We start from the raw sequence: 15,612 nt of genomic DNA, 5'->3' as shown, positions 1-15,612 counted from the left end.
GAAGTTAGTCGTCGCCGGGCGCGGCCGGACCCGGATCTCGGGCCGCGCGGTGCGCCCCGCGCGCCTGCCACGCGAACCCGGTGGTCGCGAACGCGATGAAGCCGGCCGCGAGCAGGAACCCGGTCTCGGTGGTCGTCCAGTCCATCGTGGTCCCGACGAGCACCGGCCCGACGACCTGTCCGACCTTCCACGAGACGGAACGGAGGCTCATCGCGCTCGCGACGGAGTCGTACGCCTCGCCCTCGTCGACGAACAGCGACATGCTCGCCGGCAGCCGGATCGAGTCGGCGACCCCGAGCAGCGAGTAGGCGGCGAACAGCGCGAAGAAGGCCCCGCCGAGCGTCTGGGAGTCGCCGAGGTACGAGACGGTGACCGGCGCGACGGTCCCGTCGAAGTACGCCGCGAGGGGGATGATCGCCGTGCCGACCCCGTACAGGAGCGCGCCGACCGCGACGAACAGGTAGGTGCGGTCGTAGCGGTCGGTGAGGTCCCCGACGAACCCCTGCGTGAGCGCCTTCGTCGCCTTCCCGCCCGCCATGATCCAGCCGATGGCGAACGCGGAGATGCCGAACGTCGTCCGGGCGTAGATCGGGAGGAAGATGATCACCGCCATCTTGCCGACGCTGAACGTGAACCGGAAGAAGACGAGCGCGCGCAGCATCGGGAGGCCGAGCAGCGACCGGAACGTCTCGACCCCGCCGGCGTCCTCGGGGTCCTTCCGGCCGCCGGGGTTGTCGCGCAGGAACGCGAACACCAGCACGAACGCGGCGAGCGTGACGGCGGTCAACACGACGTACGTCTCGGAGAAGCCGTAGGCGTACAGGAGGTAGCCGCCGACCAGGTCGCCCGCGAGCGACGAGAAAGAGGCGAACTGGTTGTACGAGCCGAGCCAGCGACCCTGCTCGTCGTCAGGGCTGATCTCGCCGATCACCGTCGCGCCCGTGATCCAGAGGACGCTCGCGCCGAGCCCCTGGACCATCCGCACGAGGATGATGTGAACGGAGCTGTCAACCAGCGCGAAGCCGACGAAGACGCCGACGTTGATTAGGAAGCCGCCGAGCAGCCACCGCTTCGCGTTGCCGGTGTCCACCCACCGGCCCAAGGGGAGGACGATGACGAGCTGGACGACGGCGAACGCGGTGCCGAACAGCCCCTCGATGAACCCCGTGGTCCCGAACAGGTCGGCGTACAGCGCGAGGGCGATGAGGATCGTCGAGTACGCCTGACTGCGGGCGAACGCGGTCCCGGCGAGCGCCGCGAACTCGCGGTCTCCGAGCAGCCGTACCGAGTTGCCGAACTGCGCCACGGTGGTCTCCGTCCGGAGATAACGAGACTGGGAGAGAAAAGCGGCGCAGATCCGGCGGTCCGCGTGGGGTTATCGTTTCAAAATTTCGATACGAAAGGCGGGCGCGGCCGGTGTCCTCTCCGCCGGGACGCCCGTCCGACCCGATCGGCATCGCGGGCCGCACACGGTACAACGACAGGGTCGCGCGGTGCCGACCCGGGGCGCGCAGGTTCTCAGACTGTAACAACGTCCGGTTGCTTAATACGAAAGCGTAGATGAATTCGACTACATTCGTATGCGTCGTCGACAGTACGTGCGGGCGCTCGGTCTCGGCGGTGTCGCCTCGCTGGCGGGCTGTGCGGAGCAGACCGAGGAGCCCGCCGCCCGCCGCGGCTCGGTGACGCTCGCCACCGCCACCACGGCGTACGACAGCGGGCTGCTCCCCGTGCTGAACCGCGGGTACGCAGACCGGTTCGGAGCGTCCGTGGAAGCGGTCGTGCGCGGGACCGGCGCGTCGCTCCGCACCGCCCGCGACGGGGACTGCGACGTGGTGCTCGTCCACGCCCGGCCGCTCGAGGACGAGTTCATCGCCGAGGGGCACGGGATCAACCGGCGCAGGGTGATGGTCAACGACTTCCTGCTCGTCGGCCCGCCCGACGACCCGGCGGGTGCCGCCGGAAGCGACCCGCTGGCGGCGTTTCGGGCGATCGCCGAGACGGAGGCGACGTTCCTGTCGCGGGGCGACCGGTCGGGGACGCACATCCGCGAGCTCCGGATCTGGGACGAGGCGGGGCTCAGTCCCGGTGGCGAGTGGTACCGCGAGACCGGTCAAGGGATGGGCGAGACGCTGACCACCGCCCGGCAGTCGGGCGCGTACACCCTCGTCGACCGCGGCACTTTCCTCGCCGTCGGCGACGACGGCGTCCTGGCGCGGCACGTCGAGTCCGGAATCGACGACCCGCCGCCGCTGCTGCGGAACGAGTACGCCGTCATCCCGGTCAACCCCGCTCGGCACGACGTGGCGTACGCGCGGGCCATGTCCTACGTCGGCTACCTCACCGGCCCCGGACAGTCGCGGATCGAGGAGTTCCGGGTCGACGGGGAGCGGGCGTTCCGTCGGTTCGCCCGCTCGCCCGACCCCGAGTTCGAGCAGTACGTCCCGAGCGACTGGGAGGGGTGACCCCTAATCGTGCCGGAAGCAGCGCGACCCGGTGAACGCCATCGCCATGTCGCGCTCGTCGGCGGCGGCGATCACGTCCTCGTCGTTGACGGAGCCGCCGGGCTGGATGACGGCCTCGATGCCCGCGTCGGCCGCCTCCTCGACCGCGTCCGGGAACGGGAAGAACGCGTCCGAGGCCATCACGGCGCCATCGGCGGACTTCCCCTCCGCGTCCTTCTCGGCCTTCATCGCCGCGAGCGTCACGGCGTCGACCCGGGACACCTGCCCCATGCCGACGCCCACCGTCTCGGTGCCCGTCGCGAAAAGGATCCCGTTCGATTTCACGTGTTTCAGCGTCTTCCAGGCGAACAGCATCGTCTCGACCTGCTCGTCGGTCGGCTCGCGCTCGGTGACGACCTCCAGGTCGGCGGCGGTCGGCGACTGCCGGTCGCGCTCCTGGACGAGGCGGCCGCCGACGACCGGCTTCTCCGTGAACCGCTCCGAGAAGCGGTCGTCGCCCGCGCCGAGCGGACCCACGTCGAGGACGCGGAGGTTCTTCTTCTCCCGGAGCACGTCGAGCGCGCTGTCGGTGTAGCCGGGCGCGACAACGACCTCCTTGAACGAGTCGGCGACCGCCGTGGCGGTGTCGGCGTCGCACTCGCGGTTCAGCGCGACGATGCCGCCGAACGCGGACTTCGCGTCCGTGCGAAGCGCGCGATCGTACGCGTCCGCGAGGTCCGACCCGACCGCGCAGCCCGCGGGGTTGGTGTGTTTGATCACCGCGGCCGCGGGCTCGTCGAACTCCTTGACGAGGTTCAGCGCGGCGTCGGCGTCGTTGTAGTTGTTGTACCCCATTCCCTTCGCGCCGGGGTTCAGCTGGGCGGCGTCGACGACGCTCGCCTCCTCGCAGCCGTCGTCGACGTACAGCGCGGCGTCCTGGTGGGGGTTCTCGCCGTACCGCAGCGTGGCGGTGCGCTCCTCGGAGACGAAGCGTCGCTCCGGGAAGTCGCCGCCCACGTCGCCCGCGACCGTGACGCGCTCCGGGCTCCCCTCGTCGTCCCGCTCGACGGTCACGCGGTCCTCGGCGAACCAGCGGACCGCCCGCGGGTACGCCGCGAACTCGGCCTCGCGGAGGACGCGCGCCTTCAGCGAGTCGGCGTCGTCGTCCTCGTACACCGGGATCGGTTCCTGGGTGACGACCGGCCCGGCGTCGACTTCCTCGGTGACGACGTGGACCGTACAGCCGGTCGTCCGGACGCCCGCGTCCAACACCTGCTCGTGGGCGTCGGTGCCGGGGAACGACGGTAGCAGCGAGGGGTGGACGTTCAGCGTCGTCGGGACGGCGTCGAGGAACTCGTCGGTGAGCACGCGCATGTAGCCGTCCAGGCAGACGAGGTCGACGTCGTAGTCGGAGAGGCGCTCGACGACCCGACGCTCGTGCGACTCGCGCGATTCGCCTTCCTCGCGCTCGACGACCTCGGTCGGAATCCGGCGCTCGGTCGCGGCCTCCAGCACCGGCGCCTGCTCGCGGTTCGTCAGGACGACCGACAGCTCCGCGCCGCCGGGCGCGGCGTCGGCGATGTGTCTGAGGTTCCGTCCCCGGTTGCTCGCGAGTCCCGCGATCTTCATACGCGAACGTCCGACCGATGGGGTATATCGATTGCGGTCCGCGCCGCTGTTGTATCCACATCTGCGGATCGGAACGGGCGTCTCGTGCGACCCGACGGCGGTTCGGATCCACGTCCGTGCGTCACCCTATCGACACGCTTTTGCTGGCGCCGCGGGCAGTCGCGGACATGACCGACAACTCCGAACCGACGGCGGACGACGCCATCGCGGGGCTGTCCCGGGCGGACCCGCTCGCGGCCGTCTCGCCGCTCGACGGCCGCTACGCAGACCGGACGGCGCCGCTGTCCCCGTACGCGAGCGAGGCCGCGCTGATGCGCGCCCGGACCCGCGTCGAGGTCGAGTACCTGCTCGGGCTGGGCGCGCTCGACGCGACGCCGATCCCCTTCGACGAGGCGACCGCGGCGGCGCTCCGCGAGGTGTACGAGGCGTTCGACGCCGAGGACGCGCGGCTGGTCAAGGCCCTCGAGACCGAGGGGGCCGCGGGGTACGACGCGACCAACCACGACGTGAAGGCGGTCGAGTACTTCCTCCGCGTCCGGCTGGCGGACATCGCGGAAGGCCCCGACGCGCCGCTCGACGACGCGGAGTCGCTGTACCCGTGGATCCACTTCGGGCTCACCAGCGAGGACGTGAACAACCTCGCGCAGCGCCTCCTGCTCAAGCCCGCGGTGAGCGAGGTGATCGTCCCCGCGGTCCGCGAGGTTCGCGACGCCTTAGTCGAGCTGGCACACGAGTACCGCGACGCGCCGATGCTGGCGCGCACCCACGGCCAGCCGGCGACGCCGACCACGTTCGGCAAGGAGATGGCGGTGTACGCCGCGCGGCTCGGCCGCGCGCTCGGCCGGATCGTCGTCGCGAACGAGGACCTCTCCGGGAAGCTCGCGGGCGCCTCGGGCACCTACGCGGCCCACCGCGCCGCCTACCCCGAGGTGGACTGGCGGGCGTTCTCCGCGTCGTTCGTGCGCGGCCTCGACCTCGAACACACCGCGCTCGCGACGCAGGTGAACCCCTGCGACGACCTCGCTGCGCTGTTCGACGCGCTGCGGGGCGTCAACAACGTCCTCCTCGATCTGGACCTCGACGCGTGGCTCTACGTCTCCGACCGATACCTCGGGCAGGAGGCCGTCGAGGGCGAGACGGGGTCGTCGACGATGCCTCACAAGGTGAACCCGATCGACTTCGAGAACAGCGAGGGGAACCTCTCGGTGGCGAACTCGGACCTGACGTTCCTCGCCGACTACGTGACGAGCTCGCGGCTTCAGCGCGACCTCTCCGACTCGACGGTCAAACGCAACGTCGGCGCCGCGCTGGCACACTGCCTGATCGGCTACTCGAAGGCCGCGGACGGGCTCGCGACGGTCGTCCCGAACGAGACCGTCATGCGCGAGGAGCTCGACGCGACCCCCGAGGTGATCGGCGAGGCCGTCCAGACGATCCTGCGCCGCGAGGGCGACACCGAGGCCTACGAGCGCGTGAAGGCGCTCTCGCGCGGCCGGTCGGTGACGCTCGACGACTTCCGGGAGCTGTTCGCGGACCTCGACGTCGACGACGAGGTCCGCGCGGAACTGGCGGCGCTGACGCCCGCCGGCTACACCGGGCTCGCCGACGAGCTCGTCGACGGGGTCGGCGACGCGGGCGGGTCGACGAACGAGTAGCGACGCTTCAGCGCTTGCGAACGTCGATCTCTCGCATCGCGATCCCCTCGTGGTCGACGAGGCGGCGATACTCCGCGGCGAGGGCTGTCGCGTCGATCGCTGTCGGTCCGGCGTCGGGACGGACGGGGGAGCCGATCCGGACGTACGTGACGGACACGTCGTCGAGGGCCGCGTCCAGCGAGAGCGCGAGCCCCCGGGCGGCCGGCGCGACCGCTCCCCACTCGACTTGCGCCGTCACGGGCGGCTCCGCGAACGTCGTCCCGCTGAAGAGAACGGTCCCCTCGGTCTCGCGGAGGTCCGGCAGCGCCGCGCGGACGCACGCCATCGACCCGGCGACGCGCACGTCGAAGAGTTCGCGGAGCCGGTCAGCGCTCGCGTCGTCGACCGGGTTCCCGCCGCCGCCCGACGCGTTCAAGACGAGCACCTCCGCGGGACCGAGCTCGTCGCGAACGCGTTCGAGCGCCGCCTCAACGGCAGCGTCGTCGGTCACGTCGGTCGGGATCGCGACGGCGTCCCCGCCGAGGTCCGCAGCGAGCGTGCGCACGTACTCCTCGGAGCGCGCCAGCAGCGCGACCGCGAACCCGTCGTCGTGGAAGCGCCGCGCGACGGCGGCCCCGATTGTCGGGCCGACGCCCGCGATCACGGCGACTCGCGTCATACCTGATCGGGGCGGCCGGCAATCATATACGTTGGGTTGCGGCGGGTGAGGGCACAAGGCGTTTACCGCTCGCTCGCGGATCCGGGCCCGATGCCCTCCGAAACCGACGACGAGACGTACTCGATATTCGGCGACGACGAACTGATCGAGAACGAGGCCGATGACGAGCGCGAAAACCGGCGAAACGACTCCGGCGGCCGCGGCGACGGGTCCGGGCCCGACGACCGCCGCGACTCGCTCGGCGGGAGCGGCGAGGACGGCTGCCCGAAGTGCGGCGGCACAGAGACGGAGACCGACGAGATCGCCACCAGCGGGACGGGACTCACCAAGATGTTCGACGTCCAGAACCGGAGCTTCGTGGTCGTCTCCTGTGCGAACTGCGGCTACTCCGAGCTGTACAAGGGCCAGTCGTCGGGCAACGCGATCGACTTCTTCCTCGGGTAGGCCGCGGGGTGACGACGGACGGCCCGAACCCCCGCCGAGCGATCGACTTTTCTCGGGAGCGCAACCAGCCGCGGTATGGTCTCCGTCCGACCGCTCGCGTCCCTCCCGGTCGTCGCCGCCCCCGCCCGGTACCCGTACGCCCGGCGGTTCGGCGAGGTGAACGGTGACCCGGTGCTCTGGACGATCGACGCCGCGCCCGAGGCCGCCCTCGCGACCGCGCTCGGGATCGTCGGCCTGCTCGCGGTCTCCACCTGACGAACCTGATCGCGGACGGCGCCCGGCTGGTGGCCGTCGCGCTGCTCGGCGTCGAGGCCGGGACGGACGCCGGCGCCGCGAGCGACGGCGACCGCGTCACGGTCGACCGGGGAACGGAGACGCGCGGCGCCGCCGACCGCGAGCGCGATGTCCCGGTGCGCGACGCCAGGGAACAGGCCGACGCGGGCGAGACCGCCGACGCGGGAGCGAACAGCGAGGCGGACGGGCCGGACGCCGACGACTTCGAGTTCGGCGATGACCTCGCCGATCCGCACGCGGGCGATACGGGAGGCGACGCCGACGGCCGTCGGGACGGGCGCGACTGACCCGCCCGGAGCGCTTATTCGCCTCCGAGCGTCAGGACGGACATGGCTCCGACGCTCGTGAGCGCGGCCGTGGGGGCGCTGCTCGCGGCCGCGCTGCTGGGCGACGCGTTCGATCGGCGCGCGGTCGCGGTCGTCGTCGCCGCCGCGGTCCTCCCCGGCCTCGACGCCGCCGCGAGCCTCGCCGTCCCCGGCGCGACGAACGCCCTCCTCCACGCCGTCTGGACGCCGCTTCTCGCCGGCGGACTGCTCTACTGGGACGGGGAACTGCGCTCGGCGTCGGCCCTCCGCGAGCAGGGCGGCCCCCGAGCGGTTCGGGTCGCGTGGGTCGCGCTCGCGTCGTTCGTCGTCGCCGGAGTCGGCGCGGCGCTGTTCGCGGGCGAGGGCGCGGCGCTCCTCTACCCGCTGGAGGACGCGCGCTACCTCGTCCGCGGTCGATTGGTGTTCTCGACTCAGGAGGGGGTCGTCCAGACGTTCCTGACCCCGGGCGCGACGGGGGCGGGGATCCTGCCGATCGAGCGCGTCGGCGGGGCGGTCGCCGACCCGGTCTCCTCGTGGATCAACCCCGACGGGCGACCGGGGTTCGATCCGGGTGCCGACCGCGAGTTCCGGTTCGTCGAGGCGGGGTGGCAGTTAGTCGTCGTCGCCGCCGCGGCCGCGACGCTCGCCGTCCGGTTCCGGTTCCGCGGCGAAGGCGCGGGGGTGAGCCGCTGAATGCCCTCGACAGTCGTCCACGCCGGGTTCGCGCTGCTGCTCGCGGCGGGACTGCTCGGGGCCTACTACGACCGGCGTGCGCTCGCGGTCCTGCTCGTCGTACTTGTCCTGCCGGAGGCGGACAGCTTCCTCGGGCCGATCATGCCCGGCGCGCACCGCACGGTCGGGCACAACTTCGTCTTCCCCGCGGTCGTGGCGCTGGCGCTGTACGTCGACACGCGGGTCCGGGAGCGGTCGTGGCTCCGGAACCGGCTCTCGCCGCGGTGGATCGCGGTCGCGTGGGTCGCGCTGTGCGTCCACGCGTTCGCGCACGTCGCGATCGACTGGACCCACCTCGACGGGGTGAACGCGTTTTGGCCGCTCCGCGACCGGTTCTTCCAGCTGGACGGCAAGGCGGTCTACTCGACGGCCGACGGGTTTGTCCAGACGTTCGTCGACGTGCGGGTCGACCCCGAAAGCGGGTCGCGGACCGTCGACGCGGGCGCGGGCGGCACCAGCGAGTCCGTCCACGTCAACAACCCAGTCCAGCCGCGCGACCCGGACGTCGACGTCGAGGAGCCTGTCGACCGGCGCTTCCCGATCGCGAACAGCGGGTGGCGGCTCTACCTGATCGGGCTCGGGCTGTTCGCGCTCGTCGCCCGGCGGTTCCAAGGCGACGGCGTCGCGGACGACGCCTGACGGCCCCCCGAGATCCGGGGGACTGCGGCGCCCCTAACATGGTATGACCGCAGGGTAAACGGTCCCGGACGCGTAGCGAGACGTAATGACACCCCAACCGGACGCGGACCTATTGGAGGCGACCGAGCCGCTGGCCGGGGAGTCGATCGCCGTCGTCGGCGCCGGCTTCGGCGGGCTCTCGACGGCCTCGTACCTCGCCGACGCCGGGGCGGATGTGACGGTGTTCGAGCGCAACGAGCACCCCGGCGGGTACGCCGGGCGGATCGAGCGCGACGGGTTCCGTATCGACACCGGCCCGTCGTGGTACCTCATGCCGGAGGTGTTCGACCGGTTCTTCGAACACTTCGGGCGATCGACGGACGACTACTACGACCTGGTCGAGCTCGACCCGCTGTACGAGGTGATCTGGAAGGACGGCGACCGCGCGTCGATGCCGGCCGACCGCGAGGGACAGAAGGCGCTGTTCGAGTCGTACGAGTCCGGCGCGGGCGACGTGCTCGACGACTACCTCGCCGACGCCGCGGAGGCGTACGAGCTCGGGATGGACCGGTTCGTCTACCCGAGCCGGTCGCGGCTGCGCGACATGGTCGACGCCGACGTGCTCCGGTCCGGGCGGGCGCTGCCGAAGCTCCGCGAGATGGACGACTACGTCGGCGACTACTTCGACAGCGAGAAGCTCCGCCAGATCGCGGAGTACAAGCTGGTGTTCCTCGGGGGGTCGCCGTACAACACGCCCGCGATCTACACGCTGATGAGCCACGTCGACATGAACCTCGGCGTCTACCATCCGACCGGCGGGATCGCGAGCGTCGTCGACGCGATGGCCGACCTCGCGCGCGACCTCGGGGTCACGATCCGGACGAACGAGCCGGTGACCGCGATCGAGCCGTCGGTGCCGGCGGCGACGCCGACGTTCACCGTGGAGACGGAGCGACGCGCGATGGGCGAGTCCACCGCGGCGGCGCGGTCGGCGCGCTTCGACCGCGTCGTGGCGAACGCGCCGCCGCCGCACGTCGAGCGCGACCTCCTCCCGAGCGGGACGGTCGACCGCGAGTCGTACTGGGAGTCGCGGACGTACGCGCCTTCCGCGTACCTCTCGTACATCGGCGTCGAGGGGGACGTTGACCTCGACCACCACACGCTGGTGTTCCCGACCGACTGGCGGCCGCACTTCGACGACATCTTCGACGAGCCGGCGTGGCCCGACGACCCCGCATACTACGTCCACGTCCCGTCGAAGACGGACCCCGAGGCGGCGCCCGACGGGCACGAGGCCGTCTTCCTGCTCGTCCCGCTGGCGGCCGGGTTGGAGGACGACCCCGAGACGCGCGAGCGGTTCCGCGACCTGGTGTTCGACGACCTCGCCGAACACGCCGGCGTCGACTTCCGCGAGCGGATCGTCTTCGAGGAGACCGCCTGCGTCTCCGACTTCCGGCAGCGGTTCAACGCACCCCGTGGCACGGCGCTGGCGCTGTCGCACACCCTCGAACAGACGGGGCCGCTCCGCCCCGCCCACCGCGCCCCCGGCGTCGACGGCCTCTACTACGTCGGCGCGTACACCAACCCCGGCATCGGGATGCCGATGTGCCTGCTCAGCGGCGAACACGCCGCCGAGGCGGTCGTCGAGGACGCGACCGGCGGGGGCGTGCTCCCGTCCGTCGTCCCCACGTCGACGCTGCGGTGAGGGGCGCGTTCGGGGGCGATTTTACTCGACGCCCGCGTCCGGCCCGTCGATCGGCTCCGGCTCTTGGACCGCGACCCAGTGCGTGACGGTCCCCGCGTCCCCGAACAGCGGCCGCAGCGTGACGCGGTTCGCGAAGGGAGTACCGTCCCGGCGACGGTTGCGGAGTTCGACGGTGACCGCGGACCACGTCGACAGCGCCTCGCGGAAGTCCGCGCGGGGGTCGGCGGCGGCGTCCGGATCCTGAAACAGCCGGGGGTTCCGACCGCGGAGCTCGTCGAGCCCGTAGCCGGTCCACTCGCGGAACCAGCGGTTGACGTAGACGATCGGCGTGTCGCGGTACGCCGGGCCGGTGAGCGTGAGGCCGAGGGGGAGGTCGTCGAGCGCGCGGACGCGGTCGACGAACAGCGCCTCGCGCTCCCGCTCGGCGGGGGCGTCCGAGTGCGTCGGGAGCGTCACGCCGTCGAGGTCGTACTCGTCGGTCAGCGCAGAGAGGCGTGTCCGGAAGGCCCCGCGGTCGGCGTCGATCGCCGCGAGCACGTCGCTTCGAAGCGTCACGTGTGCGGTTAGGCGCGGACGGACAAGCGCGTGTCGTTCCGTGAGATGGGGAGCACGGAACCGACCGGACGCCGGTCGCGACCGCCGAGCGGGGCGGGTGAGTGGAACGAACGTTATGTGCGTCCGGGTCGGAGGCTGTGATCACTGATGCGTGAGACCACCGCCGTCCTCGCGGTCGCGCTGCTCGTCGCGCTCGCCGGCTGCGGCGGGCTCGGCGGGGAGCTGGCCGGCCCCCCCGGAGACCCGTCACCGTCGATCGAGTCCGTCTCCGCCCCGGAGTCGCTCGGCCACGACGAGCGGGCGACGGTCGCGGCGACCGCGCGGTGGGAGGGGCTCGCGGGCGACGGCGGATCCGCGGGCGAGGGGGGTTCGGCCGCGGGACTCGACCCGGTTCGGGTGACGGTCCGGGTCGGTGACGCGACGTTGGTCGCCGAGAACCGGTCCGTCCCGGCGAACGGGACGCTGACGGTGACGGCCGGCGTCGACGGCGCGGCGCTCGACCCGGGCGAGTACGACCTGACGGTGACCGTCGGCGGGGCGACGGCGACCCGCTCGATTGTCGTCGGAGAGGCCCGCGCGGCGACGTTCGCGGTCTCCGCGATCGACGCCCCCGACAGCGTCGAGTACGGCGGAGACCTCTCGGTGGCGGCGACGGTGAGGAACGTCGGCGACCGGGCCGGGACCCAGACGGTCCGGATCCGGTACGGCGCGGGAGCGAGCGCGAACCGGACGGTCGCGCTCGACGGCGGCGCGGAGCGCCGAGTGTCTGTCACGTTCGCGGACGTGCGACGCGACGGCGGCGCCCACCCGCTGGTCGTGACCACCGCGAACCGGACGCGGGAGCGCGCGGTCGCGCTGTCGCACCCGAGCCCGTACGGGGAGACGACGCTCGGCCTCTACGTCGACGACGCGGCGGTCGACCGGAACGTCTCCGGCGTCGCGGTGGCCGCGACGGGGTACTGGGAGCGGAACGACGAGCGCTACCTCGGCTATCCCGTCGCCTACGAGCGGGTGAGCGACGAGTCGCGGGCGGACGTCGTTCTCCGGTTCGACCGCGTGGAGCGCTGCGGCGTCGAGGGCAACGACACGCGGTACTTCGGCTGCGCGGACCTGCTCGTCGACGAGCCGCGGACGCCGATGACCGCGACCGTCGATCCCCGGGTCTCCGACGCGGACATGAACGCGACGATCATCCACGAGCTCGGCCACGTTCAGGGGCTCGAACACGGCGAGGAGCCGGCCGGGCTGATGAACGCGACGAGCACGCTCGCGACGCATCGGCCCTTGAAAATCCACTTGCGCGCCGACGACGGCGCGGTCACGGGGCCCGTCGAGGACGAGGTGGCCGCGGCGCTCGACTACTTCGCGGGCCGCGAGGATATCGTCGGAAGCGACCGGTTCGCGTGGGAGTTCGTTGACAGCGCGCGCGACGCCCACGTCCAGATCACCTACGACGAGCGCGGGGAGGTCTGTATCACGGACGGAGGCGGCTCCTGTACGGTCGACGGCGAGTACTACGGGCAACAGGACGTGCGGCTGGAGGAGCTAGACGAGGAGGTCGTCGCGTGGCACGTCGGGTGGTCGTCCGCGCCGGCCCTGCTGGAGGAGGTGCCGCCGGAGCTTTCTCGCGAGACGGACCGGCGGGAGCGGGAGGCGTGGCCGGAGTAGGGCCGGGCGAGCGAGTGTGCTCTCGACGCGGGGATCGAGGAGACCGACCGCCTCATCGACTAGATCCTCTGCGACTGCTACGACCTGACGAACGAGGAGAGCAGGGCCGTGGAGGCGGCGGTCGCGGAGTAGGGACGGGAACCGGTGATAACGTCTTTTCACCCCGTTTCCGTACCGGAGCGCGCGGCACGGCTCACGACGAGATACATCGGGGCGGAGCGATCCTCGAACGCGACCGACGCGGCCGCCGATCCCGACGGCCAGCGGTCCGAGTCCGCGACCTATCCCGGGCTCCTGACCGCGCGGACCGCGGGCGGCACCTGCCACCTCGCGCCGGGGTACCACGGCGAGGCGACGACGCTGCCGGACCGTGCGCTCGGCCCCGTCAACGGCGTGGTCGTCGAGGAGGCGGGAACGCGCTACGAGAGCCTGCTGCTCGACGACCGCCGGCGGCAGGCGCAGTACGGCGCGCTCTTGGACGCGAACCTCGACGGCGACCGCGTGCCCGCCTTCGCCGTCGACGTTCCGCCCGAGGGCGGTCGGAAAGGGTACGGGGAGGGCGTCGACGCGGTCACCGAACTCGTGACGGGGACGGCGGCGTTGGCGGCGCTCGGCGTCGTCGGCGTCGCGCTCGGCGCGGCGGTCGCGGCGCTCCTCTGGCTCCCGCTCGCGATGGCGGTGTGCCTCCACGTCCGTCCGCCGAGCGCGGTGCGGCGGCCCGACCGAATCGGCGCGTGCTGCCGCGGGGTCGTCGCCCGCGGCCAACTGCTGAAGCCTACTCGCTGGCGGCGGGCCAAAGAGGCCCGCGAGCCGGACATCGACGCGCCCGAACCGGACGCCTCGTGGTTCAAGCGATGAGCGACCTGCCGCGAAACTTCTCCGTCCGGGAGACCGTCGCCGTCCTCACGGCTTTCAATTAATCCGATTGCTTTCTGTAGTCCCCGTTATCCGTGTGCCGAGAGTAATTAGCAAAGGTCCGAACAGACCGAACAGAACCGTGGGAATTGCGATAAGAGCTTCAAGCCAGTGAGCGTCTGTCATAATCCTACCTAATCTCTCAATGAATGTCGGATCTTGGCCGGAAACGTACCAAGCGAGGATCCCGAACACGAGGAGATACGACTTGAAGACAACAGATTGGAAACGAAGGCCGAGGATCCCACCAGTAGTTCCGAGTACGAGCAGCACAATAGGTGTGAGAAGCCAGTGTATACTTCCCGCAATGGATGATGCTTCACTCAAAATGTAGAAATAACCATAGCCAGCAGCGAGCGGAGCTATCAGGTGCTTAATTACAACGAAGAAGAAAAACGGTAAAATTGTGTATACACGAGACAAGTAGTTATTCACTATATCCTGTTGGTCGTTCTGAGTTGTATCCCGTGTGATGTCGTGCTTGTGTTGACTATTATGACAGTTAACGCAGAGCGTCTGAAGATTATCTAACGAATCAGAACCACCCTCAGATCGTGGCGTAAGGTGATGCGCGTGGAGTTCAGTATCTCCGGAGGACCCACCCCGGGCACCACATTGTTGGCAGGTATAATTGTCACGTGAATAAACTTTTCTGCGCCTCCCGTCCCAATCATCAGGGTAGCTCGAAGCCGCCATATAGCGGTTTTATCTTTCTGATCCGCCGTATGAATATTATTCAAACTTGCTGATATTTAGAATGGCAAATCAGGAGAAGTCACCGCTCGTTACAGGTCTACGTCGCTCGCAGCGTTTCTCGCGGGGCAAAAATACGGACTCGCGGGGGTCCCGCGAGCGAGCACAGCGAGCGAGTGGGACCACACGAGGGAATGACTAAGCGAACGAAGTGAGGAAAAGGATGGACTCGCGGGGATTTGAACCCCGGGCCTTCCCCGTGCCAGGGGGATGATCTACCACTGATCTACGAGCCCTCGAACGCATTCGTTCGTTCCGCGGTGAATATCTTAAGGGCTTCGAATCGCGGACCGACCGGACCGCGCGCCGCCCACGCTCAGATCCGGTTGGAGTCGACGTACACGTCGAGGTCCACGTCGCGTCGCGATCCCTCCAAGTCGCGGACGGCGCGCTCGACGACGCGCTCGGCCTCGCTTCGGATCAGCGGGATCGCCTTCTTCAACACCCAGTCGAACGAGACGAGCCGCGGCAGGTCGAGTGCGTCCGGGCTGGCGGAGCCGGGGTCGAACTCGACTTCGAGCGCGACCTCGCAGGGCGCGTCGTCAGTCTCCTCGGCGGCCGCTTCGCCCCCGTCGGTCGACGTCGGCGTCACCCGCCAGCAGCCACCGGCGTCGATGTCCTTCGTTATCTCCCAGTCGATCCGCTCGGGCGGCTCGACGCCGGTCACCTCGGAGCGGGCGGTGTAGGAGATCTTCCACCACGCGAACGTGAGCGCGTACCGGGTGCCGGGGCCGCCGTCGCCGGTAACCGTTTCGACCTCTCGGAGGTACTCGGAGTAGTTCGCGTACTGCGGGAAGTCGAGCAGGAACGCGTACACGTCTTCGGGGTCGGCGTACACCTCCGTGCTCACGACGAGTTTGTCCACGTACGTGGGTTCGCGTGACGCTTATTAAACGGTCCGGCGACCGAACTCGACCGACGGCTCTGGGGTGATTCCCGTCACAGTCGCGGCCGATTGCGGAGTGACGGCGAACACCGTCGAAGCCCCAGCCGCGAGGACTCGCGCGGCTCGCTGTGCGCTTCAGTCGCTCGCTTCGCTCGCTCCTCCCAGTGCTTGCGTCGCCGTGCTTCGTCCTCGCGGCTGCCCCCTCGAGCCCCGCCCCGCACGGCACCGCTCCACACACCTCCCCGGCCTCGTCGCGCTCCTCGCGCCCCCCTCGGGCGCTCGGAGGCGCGCGCCGCTGTATTCAGGCGGGTTTGTTCGCCTCCTCGGGGGCCAGGATTCGCGTCGTCGGAA

The 15,612-nt window shown here is 70.3% G+C and carries 16 protein-coding genes, 1 tRNA gene and 1 pseudogene; 10 read left to right on the top strand and 8 right to left on the bottom strand.

Translation table 11 applies throughout. From position 1 onward, the window contains the following. Positions 1-4: 4 nt before the first annotated feature. The gene (locus tag EO776_RS05080; RefSeq protein ID WP_049931080.1) at positions 5-1,306 is read right to left on the bottom strand and encodes an MFS transporter; all 1,302 of its coding nucleotides are present in this window, start codon (positions 1,304-1,306) and stop codon (positions 5-7) included. Positions 1,307-1,580: 274 nt separating this feature from the next. On the opposite strand from EO776_RS05080, the gene EO776_RS05075 reads away from it, so the two are divergent. Next, positions 1,581-2,465: a substrate-binding domain-containing protein gene (locus EO776_RS05075; protein WP_094520409.1), complete on the top strand. Its 885-nt coding sequence runs from the start codon at positions 1,581-1,583 to the stop codon at positions 2,463-2,465. Positions 2,466-2,468: 3 nt separating this feature from the next. Here EO776_RS05075 and purH read toward each other — a convergent pair whose 3' ends face one another. Then, a complete protein-coding gene (purH, locus tag EO776_RS05070) occupies positions 2,469-4,073 on the bottom strand; it encodes a bifunctional phosphoribosylaminoimidazolecarboxamide formyltransferase/IMP cyclohydrolase (RefSeq protein WP_049931084.1) in 1,605 nt (534 codons plus the stop codon). A gap of 167 nt (positions 4,074-4,240) precedes the next feature. On the opposite strand from purH, the gene purB reads away from it, so the two are divergent. Further along, positions 4,241-5,728 (top strand): adenylosuccinate lyase, encoded by a 1,488-nt coding sequence (gene purB / locus EO776_RS05065; RefSeq protein WP_094520408.1) that lies wholly within the window; start codon positions 4,241-4,243, stop codon positions 5,726-5,728. 7 nt (positions 5,729-5,735) lie between these two features. Here purB and EO776_RS05060 read toward each other — a convergent pair whose 3' ends face one another. Then, positions 5,736-6,386, bottom strand: a complete 651-nt coding sequence (locus tag EO776_RS05060) for an SDR family oxidoreductase (protein ID WP_094520407.1) — start codon at positions 6,384-6,386, stop codon at positions 5,736-5,738. A 90-nt stretch (positions 6,387-6,476) separates the two neighbouring features. On the opposite strand from EO776_RS05060, the gene EO776_RS05055 reads away from it, so the two are divergent. The 6 genes from EO776_RS05055 (at position 6,477) to EO776_RS05030 (ending at position 10,484) form a co-directional block, all read left to right on the top strand. Next, the gene (locus EO776_RS05055) at positions 6,477-6,830 is read left to right on the top strand and encodes a zinc ribbon domain-containing protein (protein WP_049931089.1); all 354 of its coding nucleotides are present in this window, start codon (positions 6,477-6,479) and stop codon (positions 6,828-6,830) included. A 75-nt stretch (positions 6,831-6,905) separates the two neighbouring features. Then, positions 6,906-7,085 carry a hypothetical protein gene (locus tag EO776_RS05050; RefSeq protein WP_049931091.1) on the top strand — a complete coding sequence of 60 codons (180 nt, stop codon included), beginning with the start codon at positions 6,906-6,908 and terminating at the stop codon, positions 7,083-7,085. 29 nt (positions 7,086-7,114) lie between these two features. Continuing rightward, a complete protein-coding gene (locus tag EO776_RS05045; protein ID WP_089307868.1) occupies positions 7,115-7,411 on the top strand; it encodes a hypothetical protein in 297 nt (98 codons plus the stop codon). A gap of 42 nt (positions 7,412-7,453) precedes the next feature. Then, positions 7,454-8,122 (top strand): hypothetical protein, encoded by a 669-nt coding sequence (locus tag EO776_RS05040; protein ID WP_094520406.1) that lies wholly within the window; start codon positions 7,454-7,456, stop codon positions 8,120-8,122. Continuing rightward, complete coding sequence (locus EO776_RS05035; protein ID WP_094520405.1) at positions 8,123-8,800, top strand: metal-dependent hydrolase; 678 nt, start codon at positions 8,123-8,125, stop codon at positions 8,798-8,800. Between the two features lie 85 nt (positions 8,801-8,885). Then, on the top strand, positions 8,886-10,484 hold the full coding sequence (locus EO776_RS05030) for a phytoene desaturase family protein (RefSeq protein WP_049931097.1): 1,599 nt from the start codon (positions 8,886-8,888) through the stop codon (positions 10,482-10,484). 21 nt (positions 10,485-10,505) lie between these two features. Here EO776_RS05030 and EO776_RS05025 read toward each other — a convergent pair whose 3' ends face one another. Beyond that, a complete protein-coding gene (locus EO776_RS05025; RefSeq protein WP_094495078.1) occupies positions 10,506-11,039 on the bottom strand; it encodes a PAS domain-containing protein in 534 nt (177 codons plus the stop codon). A gap of 147 nt (positions 11,040-11,186) precedes the next feature. Here EO776_RS05025 and EO776_RS05020 point away from each other — a divergent pair, with 147 nt between their 5' ends. Both EO776_RS05020 and EO776_RS05015 read left to right on the top strand, forming a co-directional pair. Next, positions 11,187-12,707, top strand: coding sequence for a matrixin family metalloprotease (locus EO776_RS05020; protein WP_094520404.1), 1,521 nt, complete (start codon positions 11,187-11,189; stop codon positions 12,705-12,707). Between the two features lie 144 nt (positions 12,708-12,851). Continuing rightward, positions 12,852-13,565 (top strand): hypothetical protein, encoded by a 714-nt coding sequence (locus EO776_RS05015; RefSeq protein WP_094520403.1) that lies wholly within the window; start codon positions 12,852-12,854, stop codon positions 13,563-13,565. 54 nt (positions 13,566-13,619) lie between these two features. Here EO776_RS05015 and EO776_RS19295 read toward each other — a convergent pair whose 3' ends face one another. The 4 genes and pseudogenes from EO776_RS19295 to EO776_RS05000 form a co-directional block, all read right to left on the bottom strand. Then, positions 13,620-14,057: a hypothetical protein gene (locus EO776_RS19295; RefSeq protein WP_241897896.1), complete on the bottom strand. Its 438-nt coding sequence runs from the start codon at positions 14,055-14,057 to the stop codon at positions 13,620-13,622. A gap of 33 nt (positions 14,058-14,090) precedes the next feature. Continuing rightward, positions 14,091-14,318: pseudogene (locus EO776_RS19290) on the bottom strand (HNH endonuclease); the annotation flags it as partial. 221 nt (positions 14,319-14,539) lie between these two features. After that, positions 14,540-14,611, bottom strand: a tRNA-Ala gene (locus EO776_RS05005). Positions 14,612-14,691: 80 nt separating this feature from the next. Next, complete coding sequence (locus EO776_RS05000) at positions 14,692-15,240, bottom strand: SRPBCC family protein (protein WP_094520401.1); 549 nt, start codon at positions 15,238-15,240, stop codon at positions 14,692-14,694. Positions 15,241-15,612 lie beyond the last annotated feature (372 nt).

The sequence above is a fragment of the Halorubrum ezzemoulense genome (assembly GCF_004126515.1).
GTDB lineage: Archaea > Halobacteriota > Halobacteria > Halobacteriales > Haloferacaceae > Halorubrum > Halorubrum ezzemoulense.
This window is presented reverse-complemented; position numbering and strand designations above follow the sequence as displayed.

Coding starts and splice junctions, on each gene's coding strand:
- EO776_RS05075 (WP_094520409.1), top strand. CDS start 1,581: ATGCGTCGTCGACAGTACGTGCGGGCGCTCGGTCTCGGCGGTGTCGCC.
- purH (WP_049931084.1), bottom strand. CDS start 4,073: ATGAAGATCGCGGGACTCGCGAGCAACCGGGGACGGAACCTCAGACAC.
- purB (WP_094520408.1), top strand. CDS start 4,241: ATGACCGACAACTCCGAACCGACGGCGGACGACGCCATCGCGGGGCTG.
- EO776_RS05060 (WP_094520407.1), bottom strand. CDS start 6,386: ATGACGCGAGTCGCCGTGATCGCGGGCGTCGGCCCGACAATCGGGGCC.
- EO776_RS05055 (WP_049931089.1), top strand. CDS start 6,477: ATGCCCTCCGAAACCGACGACGAGACGTACTCGATATTCGGCGACGAC.
- EO776_RS05050 (WP_049931091.1), top strand. CDS start 6,906: ATGGTCTCCGTCCGACCGCTCGCGTCCCTCCCGGTCGTCGCCGCCCCC.
- EO776_RS05040 (WP_094520406.1), top strand. CDS start 7,454: ATGGCTCCGACGCTCGTGAGCGCGGCCGTGGGGGCGCTGCTCGCGGCC.
- EO776_RS05035 (WP_094520405.1), top strand. CDS start 8,123: ATGCCCTCGACAGTCGTCCACGCCGGGTTCGCGCTGCTGCTCGCGGCG.
- EO776_RS05030 (WP_049931097.1), top strand. CDS start 8,886: ATGACACCCCAACCGGACGCGGACCTATTGGAGGCGACCGAGCCGCTG.
- EO776_RS05020 (WP_094520404.1), top strand. CDS start 11,187: ATGCGTGAGACCACCGCCGTCCTCGCGGTCGCGCTGCTCGTCGCGCTC.